This window comes from Mesorhizobium sp. M1A.F.Ca.IN.022.07.1.1 (genome assembly GCF_003997575.1).
Lineage (GTDB): Bacteria > Pseudomonadota > Alphaproteobacteria > Rhizobiales > Rhizobiaceae > Mesorhizobium.
Genome location: NZ_RZST01000277.1, coordinates 1 through 8,383 on the forward strand (window position 1 = coordinate 1; position 8,383 = coordinate 8,383).

Below are 8,383 nucleotides of genomic sequence, written 5' to 3' on the forward strand. Positions count from 1 at the left end.
GTCCTGAAGGAGAGGCGCCGGTTGGTGGTCGTGCCGCGTCAGGCGCCTCTGCATGAAGGGCATCTGGATGCGACGCTGAGATTGACACGAATGGGAGCGATCATCGCGCCGCCGGTGCCGCCATTCTACGTCAAGCCGACCTCGGTCGAGGCGATGGTCGCCGAGATGGCGGCACGGCTCGTCAACTGGGCGGGCGTGGACCCTGGCGACAGGTTGACGAGATGGGGCGAAGACAACGCCGCAATCCGTCGATCATTCTGATGGAGCGCTCGATGGGAGGAAAAGCCCGGACGAATCTTCAGGAGCGGAAGGCCGAGCCATATGACATGAGGCGGCTTCATCCGGCCAAGAAGCAGTCGGCCATCATGTCGATATTCGACAGCCTCAAGCCCGGTCAGGCATTCTCGGTCGTGCTGGATTTCGATCCAGACAGCCTGAAGCGTCAGTTCGAGGCGTTCCTCGCTGGCGACTTCACGTGGGTTTGTCTCGAACTTGGGCCGCGCGAATGGCTGATCGAAATTGGCAGAAGGGAACCGCCCCGACCGTTCGAGGACGCGGTTCTCCTGCCAATTGAGCGGGGCGGATTCAGGACGCTAGCGCCCAACCGCGGTGAGCGCGGCGAATTGGCCGAGTTGCCGCATCGAGAGCGCACCGTCCCTTGCGATCGTCGCTATGTCGTCAAAGAGAAGGGCGAAGTCCAGGTAAACGCCGCGGTCCCGTTCGGCCTCTCCGATCTCGTCGAGATCCTGCAGGAACAATAGAATGGTCTCGATATGCGCGCGTTGATAACGGGCCTTGGTGAGGTGCTCGCGAGCCGCCGGTCCTATCTCCAACGTGGCGAACCGAGACAGCGTCTCGTCCAGCTTAGAACGACACTCGCAGTCCAATTGCGTCTCTTTGATCAGTCCTGACAGCCGGGCGACGGCGTTCGCCATTTCTCCGGCGCTATTTTCGGGAAGGTCATGTTTCATGTCTTCTTCGCCCGTTGCAATCTGCCTCACCTGCGGTCGCGCGCAGCCGACCCGTGCCGAGGTGGCCTCTACGAACGTCCCGCGCCGGGAATCGGAAGCCATTGGGATCAGGCTGCTTCGAGAACAATCCCCAAGATGGCCGATGCTTCTCGAGGATGTTTGTGCTGGATCAAACAGCAATTCGATCCTCGAACCTATTGCGCAGGCGCTTGTCCTTCCTTGTGCCTCCATCCAATGGACGCGAAGCAAGGCGCTGTCGCAAATTCCGCATTCCTTGGAAACGACCAGTCAGATCAGAAAGCCCTCGATATCCGCCCCGTCGATGAGCGGGTCGGGGGCGCATACGGCGGCGAGGCGGGCCGCATCGAGAATTTCGATCGTCTGGCCATCGACCCTGATGCCTGACTTTCCCAGGCTCGACAGTGCACGCGAAAAGGACTCGCGGGTTATGCCGAGCTCGGAGGCGATGAGCGTCTTCTCGAACGGCAGAACGGCTCGGTCCGGCGTGCCCTGCCGCTTCGACAGGGCCAGGAGATAGCATCCAACGCGCTCGGTCGAGCTCCTCAGCTTGAGGTTCTTGATCTGCCGGACCATGCGTCGAAATTGAGCGGCGAGGCTTCCGATCGCCGCATGTGCCAGCAACGGCTCTGCTTCCACCGCCGCGCGAAACGCTGCCGCATGAATCAACAAGAACCGCGAAGGCTCGGGCACTCGGGCCTGCATGAGATAAGGCGCGCCGGTCAGGACGGCGGCAGGGATGACGAGGTCCGGGGCTCTGACACCCTCGATCAAGACTTCACGGCCTTGGACCGATCGCCCAAACAACTGGGCCGACCCCGCCAGCACGATCAGTTGAAAGTTAGGCACTTCGCCTTGGTCGAACAAAACTGTGCCTGAGGGCACGCTGTGCACCATGGCGTTTCGTAGCAGTTCCGTCCGCTTGGAGGCGGGCAGCGCTCGAAACAGTGGCAAGGCTTCCGGTGCCACTTCCTGATCTGTCATTCTATGGAGCAATCGTTTCTCCGATCGGAATCCCCCATCGCCCTCTGGATCATTTGTGACAAAAGTCACGGTGAGCCTTGATTTGGATCAATGCCGCCCGGACCCGTTTGGTCATTTTGGCTTTTGTGGACACCTAGTCCGCTCTTTTGGCCAAACTGTCGAAGGGGCTATCGACGATGCAAAGCACGATGTATCCGAAGTCCGGTCAAATCCTTGGCGCGAGCACCGCCGCATTTACGGTCTGCTTCGCAGTCTGGACCATTTTCTCCATCATCGGCATTCGCATCCGCCAGGAGCTCGGCCTCAACGAGACCCAGTTCGGCCTTCTTGTCGGCACGCCGATCCTGACGGGTTCCCTGCTCAGGGTTGCGCTTGGCATCTGGACCGACCGCTATGGCGGCCGGATCGTCTTTACTTTGAATATGCTGGCGGCCGCGGCCGCCACTTTCCTGCTGACCTATGCTCACACCTATCCGCAGATGTTGGCGGCTGCCCTCGGTGTCGGCATCGCCGGCGGCTCCTTTTCAGTCGGTGTCGCCTACGTGTCGCGCTGGTACCCGCCGGAAAAGCAAGGTACGGCGCTGGGCATCTTTGGCGCGGGCAATGTCGGCGCTGCAGTCACCAAGTTCCTCGCCCCGTTCGTGCTGGTCGCCTTCGGATGGCAGGCCGTGGCTGAGGTCTGGGCAGCGGCCTTGGTGGTCATGGCCGTCATCTTTTGGTTCACGACTGACGACGATCCGGTCGTCGTCGAGCGTCGGCGGTCCGGCATCAAGCCGAAAAGCGCCTGGCTCGAACTCGAGCCTCTGAAGAACGTGCAGATCTGGCGTTTCGCGCTATATTATTTCTTCGTGTTCGGCGCCTTTGTCGCACTCGCGCTCTGGCTGCCGCAATATCTCATCAACGTCTACGGCCTCGATATCAAGACGGCCGGCATGATTGCCGCCTTCTTCTCGGTCCCGGCGAGCCTGTTTCGCGCCTATGGCGGGCACCTCTCGGACAGCTTCGGCGCGCGACGCGTGCTCTACTGGACTTTCCTGGTCTCGGTCGCGGCGACCTTCGTCCTTTCCTATCCACCAACCGACTACGTCGTCCACGGCATCAACGGCACGACCTCCTTCCACATTGAGATGGGCCTTTTCGGCTTCATTATCACGATCTTCGTGCTGGGCTTCTTCATGGCCCTCGGCAAGGCTGCCGTCTACAAGCATATCCCCGTCTACTATCCCGATCATGTCGGATCAGTGGGTGGGCTCGTCGGCATGATCGGCGGCCTCGGCGGTTTCGTGCTGCCGATCCTGTTCGGTTTGCTGCTTGACCTGACAGGTCTTTGGACAAGCTGCTTCATGGCGCTCTTCGCGCTGGTTTCCGGAGCGCTGCTATGGATGCACATGGCCATCCGCCAGATGGAACGCGGCACCGTTGGCGAGGCCCTGGCCAAGCTCCCGCCCTTCCCCGAAATGCAGGACATGCCCACGCCTGTGGTAAAGGCCCGGACGGGCGGTGCTATCGCCGACTGGCGTCCGGAGGATAGGACCTTCTGGGCTGAAACCGGCCTCCGCATCGCGAAGCGCAATCTGTGGCTGTCGATACCGGCGCTACTGCTTTCGTTTGCCATCTGGCAGGTATGGTCAGTCGTCGTCGCCAAGCTTCCGCTCGTCGGCTTCACCTTCACCACCGACCAACTCTTCTGGCTCGCCGCTCTGCCCGGACTCTCCGGAGCGACGCTGCGCATCTTTTATTCCTTTATGGTGCCGATCTTCGGCGGCCGGCTCTGGACGACGCTTACAACCTGGTCGCTCATCATACCAGCGGTAGGCATCGGCTATGCGGTGCAAAACCCCGACACGCCCTATGTCGTGCTGTTGATCCTGGCACTGCTTTGCGGCTTCGGTGGCGGCAACTTCGCCTCGTCCATGGCCAACATCTCCTTCTTCTTCCCGAAGGCGGAGAAGGGAAATGCGCTTGCGCTCAACGCCGGCCTTGGCAATCTCGGCGTCAGCGTCGTCCAGTTTGTAGTGCCGCTGGCGATCACCACCGGGATCTTCGGCTGGCTCGGAGGCGATCCGGTCATGGTCAAGGGAGCGACCGGCGATGCGCCGCTCTGGCTGCAGAATGCCGGCTTCGTCTTCGTGCCTTTTATCGCCCTCTCGGCCTTTGCCGCCTGGTTCGGCATGAACGACATCGCTTCGGCCAAGGCATCCTTCAGCGAGCAGGCCGTGATCTTCCAGCGTCGGCACAACTGGATCATGTGCTGGCTTTACACGGGCACGTTCGGATCGTTCATCGGCTATTCGGCCGGCTTCCCGCTGCTCACGAAGATGCTGTTTCCGGACGTCAACGCGCTCCAGTTCGCCTTCCTCGGACCCCTCGTTGGCGCTCTCTCGCGGTCGGGGACCGGTTGGCTTGCCGATAAATATGGAGGCGCGCGCGTCACCTTCTGGGCCTTCGTGCTGATGATCGTCGGGGTCGCCGGTGTCTTGTGGTTCATCGGCATCAAAGATCAGCCGGGTGCGTTCGCGGGCTTTTTCGTTGCCTTCCTGCTGCTGTTCTTCGCCACCGGTGTAGGCAATGCCTCCACTTTCCAGATGATCCCGGTGATCATGGCCAAGGAGATCGAGCGCCTAATGCCTGCCGCCGATGCCGAAGCGCGTCGCAAGCAGGCGGAGAAGGAGGCCGCCGCCATCACCGGCTTTACCTCTGCGATCGCGGCTTTCGGGGCGTTCTTCATTCCGAAGGGCTATGGCACTTCTATCGCCCTCACGGGCGCGCCGAATGCCGCTTTGTGGGGCTTCCTTTTCTTCTACGTGAGCTGCCTTGCCATCACCTGGGGTGTCTATACCCGCAAGGGCGGCCTTCTCCACGATATCGAGCGCGCCAAGCGCGGCGCGCCCGTCCGTCCGGCCGCTGCCGAATAACCAGGGACCAAGCAATGTCGCATTTTCTCGACCGGCTAACCTTCTTTCGCAAGACCGTCGACAGCTTCTCCGACGGCCACGGGATCGTGACCAACGAGGATCGCTCCTGGGAAGACGGCTACCGCAAACGCTGGCAGCACGACAAGATCGTGCGCTCCACCCATGGTGTGAATTGCACCGGCTCCTGCTCGTGGAAGATCTACGTCAAGGGCGGCATAGTCACTTGGGAGACGCAGCAGACCGACTATCCGCGCACGCGGCCCGATCTGCCCAACCACGAGCCTCGCGGCTGCGCACGCGGCGCCTCCTACAGCTGGTACCTCTATTCCGGCGCCAGGGTGAAATACCCGATGATCCGCGGTCGGCTGTTGAAGCTGTGGCGGGCCGCCCGCGCCAAGATGCCGCCCGTCGCGGCCTGGGCCTCGATCGTCGAGGATGAAAGCAAGCGCCAGTCCTACATCTCGATCCGCGGCCATGGCGGCTTCGTGCGCGCCACCTGGGACGAGGTGAACGAGATCGTTGCAGCCGCCAATGCCTACACCGCGCGCAAGCATGGCCCCGACCGCATCATCGGCTTCTCGCCGATCCCCGCCATGTCGATGGTCTCCTATGCCGCCGGCTCGCGTTATCTTTCGCTGCTCGGCGGCGTGTGCATGTCGTTCTACGACTGGTATTGCGACCTGCCGCCGGCGAGCCCGCAGACCTGGGGCGAGCAGACCGACGTGCCGGAGAGCGCCGACTGGTACAATGCCGGCTTCATCATCGTGTGGGGCTCGAACGTGCCGCAGACGCGTACCCCGGACGCGCATTTCTACACCGAGGTGCGCTACAAGGGCACCAAGAGCGCGGTCGTCTCGCCGGATTATGCCGAGGCAACGAAGTTCGCCGACATCTGGCTCAATCCGAAGCAGGGAACCGACGCCGCGCTGGCGCTCGCCATGGGCCACGTCATCCTGCGCGAATACCACCTCGACCGCAGCGTCGCATATTTCGACCACTATGCCCGGCGCTACACCGACATGCCCTTCCTGGTGCGGCTCGCCGAGCGCGACGGCAGGCTCGTCCCGGAGCGCCTGCTGCGCGCTTCCGAGATCAGGGGAGCCCTCGGTGAAAAGAACAACCCGCAATGGAAGACGGTCGCCATCGACGAGGCAACGGATGCGTTAGTCGCGCCACTCGGGTCGGCCGGCTACCGCTGGGGCGAGCAAGGAAAGTGGAATCTCGAGGAAAAGGATGGCAAGGGGCGGGACGTTCGGTTGAAGCTCTCCCTCGCCGGCGATGGAGCTGACATTGCGGCTGTCGACTTCCCCTATTTCGGAGGCCGGGCAACGGAGCATTTCGTAGCCACCGAGCATGGCGAGGTCCTGACCCGCAATATCCCGGTCCGCACGATCAAGACCATCGACGGGGCGGTGAAGGTGGCAACGGTCTACGACCTGCTCATGGCCAATTACGGCCTCGACCGCGGCTTCGGCGGCGCCAATGTCGCCTCTTCTTACGATGACGACGTGCCGTTCACACCCGCCTGGGCTGAGCGCATCACTGGAGTGAAGCGCGACGCCATCGTCACCGTGGCGCGCGAGTTCGCCACTAATGCTGAAAAGACCAACGGGCGCTCTATGGTGATCCTGGGCGCCGGTCTCAATCACTGGTACCACATGGACATGAATTACCGGGGGATCATCAACCTCCTGGTGTTCTGCGGCGCCGTCGGCCAGTCGGGCGGCGGCTGGTCGCACTATGTCGGCCAGGAAAAGCTGCGCCCGCAGACAGGCTGGACGCCGCTCGCTTTCGCGCTCGACTGGGCGCGCCCGCCGCGCCATCAGAATTCGACCTCGTTCTTCTATGCGCACACGGATCAATGGCGATACGAGACCCTGACGGCGGCCGAGATCCTGTCGCCGACCGCGCCCGAGGGAGACTGGAACCAGAGCTTCATCGACTACAACGTCCGCGCCGAGCGCATGGGCTGGCTGCCTTCCGCACCGCAGTTGAAGCAGAATCCGCTCGACATAGCCAAGCGCGCCTCGGCGGCCGGCCTCGAGGTGAAGGACTATGTGGCAGGGGCACTGAAATCGGGCGAACTCGACCTCGCATGCGAGGATCCGGACGATCCGGCCAACTGGCCGCGCAACATGTTCGTGTGGCGCTCCAACATCTTGGGCTCCTCAGGCAAGGGGCACGAATACTTCCTGAAGCACCTGCTCGGCACCAAGCACGGCGTCATGGGCAAGGATCTCGGCGCCGAAGGCAAGGTGCGCAACAAGGAGGTCGTCTGGCATGACGAGGCGCCGCAGGGAAAGCTCGACGTGCTGGTCACGCTCGACTTCCGCATGTCGACGACCTGCGTTTACTCCGACATCGTGCTGCCGACAGCGACCTGGTATGAGAAGAACGATCTCAACACCTCCGACATGCATCCCTTCATCCATCCGCTGTCTGCAGCGGTGGACCCGGCCTGGGAGGCGCGCTCGGACTGGGATATCTACAAGGGCCTTGCCAAAGCCTTTTCCGAGGTCGCACCCGAGGTGCTGGGCGTGGAGAAGGACGTCGTCCTTACCCCCATCCAGCACGACACACCCGGGGAGATCGCCCAGCCCTTTGATGTCGCCGACTGGAAGCGCGGCGAGATCGACCCGATCCCGGGCAAGACCATGCCGGCCGTGACGGTCGTCACCCGCGATTATCCGAACCTCTATGCCCGCTTTACCGCGCTCGGCCCGCTCATGACCGAGGTCGGCAACGGTGGCAAGGGCATCAACTGGAAGACGGCGCATGAAGTCGAGGCGCTGGGCGCGCTCAACGGCGTCCACGCCGCGGGCGCCGCCAAGGGGCTGCCGAAGATTGAGACGGACATCGACGCGACCGAAGTCATCCTGATGCTCGCGCCGGAAACCAATGGCGAAGTCGCGGTCAAGGCCTGGGAGGAGCTCTCGAAGGCAACCGGCCGCCATCACGCGCACCTCGCCATCCCCAAGGAAGACGAGAAGATCCGCTTCCGCGACGTTCAGGCCCAGCCGCGCAAGATCATCTCCTCTCCCACCTGGTCCGGCATCGAAAGTGAGAAGGTCTGCTACAATGCCGGCTACACGAACGTCCACGAACTGATCCCGTGGCGCACGCTGACCGGACGCCAGCAGCTTTATCAGGATCATCTGTGGATGCGGGCCTTCGGCGAAGGCTTCATCACCTGGAAGCCGCCGGTCGACCTGAAGACGATCTCCGCCGTCAAGGGAGTGAGGTCCAACGGCAACAAAGAGATCGTCCTCAACTTCATCACGCCGCATCAGAAATGGGGCATCCATTCCACCTACAGCGACAATCTCTTGATGCTGACGCTCAATCGCGGCGGTCCGGTGGTGTGGATTTCCGAGACCGACGCCAAAGCCGCGGACATCGTGGACAACGACTGGGTCGAGGTCTTCAACGCCAATGGAGCGCTTACGGCCCGCGCCGTCGTCTCCCAGCGCGTCAAGCAGGGCATGATGCTGATGT

General features: G+C 62.4%; 5 protein-coding genes. 4 read left to right on the forward strand and 1 reads right to left on the reverse strand.

Translation table 11 applies throughout. The annotated features are described in order from the left end of the window. A partial coding sequence (locus EOA75_RS24590; protein ID WP_348628678.1) for a flavoprotein occupies positions 1-261 on the forward strand: 261 nt, incomplete at its 5' end. Next, positions 261-761, forward strand: a complete 501-nt coding sequence (locus EOA75_RS24595) for a DUF2249 domain-containing protein (RefSeq protein ID WP_164747537.1) — start codon at positions 261-263, stop codon at positions 759-761. The genes EOA75_RS24590 and EOA75_RS24595, both read left to right, overlap by 1 nt. 498 nt (positions 762-1,259) lie before the next feature. Here EOA75_RS24595 and EOA75_RS24605 read toward each other — a convergent pair whose 3' ends face one another. Beyond that, positions 1,260-1,973 (reverse strand): helix-turn-helix domain-containing protein, encoded by a 714-nt coding sequence (locus EOA75_RS24605; RefSeq protein ID WP_127325376.1) that lies wholly within the window; start codon positions 1,971-1,973, stop codon positions 1,260-1,262. Positions 1,974-2,149: 176 nt separating this feature from the next. Between EOA75_RS24605 and EOA75_RS24610 the strand changes: the two genes are divergently transcribed. Both EOA75_RS24610 and EOA75_RS24615 read left to right on the forward strand, forming a co-directional pair. Beyond that, complete coding sequence (locus tag EOA75_RS24610) at positions 2,150-4,888, forward strand: MFS transporter (protein WP_127325377.1); 2,739 nt, start codon at positions 2,150-2,152, stop codon at positions 4,886-4,888. 14 nt (positions 4,889-4,902) lie between these two features. Then, on the forward strand, positions 4,903-8,383 hold a 3,481-nt coding region (locus EOA75_RS24615; RefSeq protein WP_127325378.1), incomplete at its 3' end, for a nitrate reductase subunit alpha.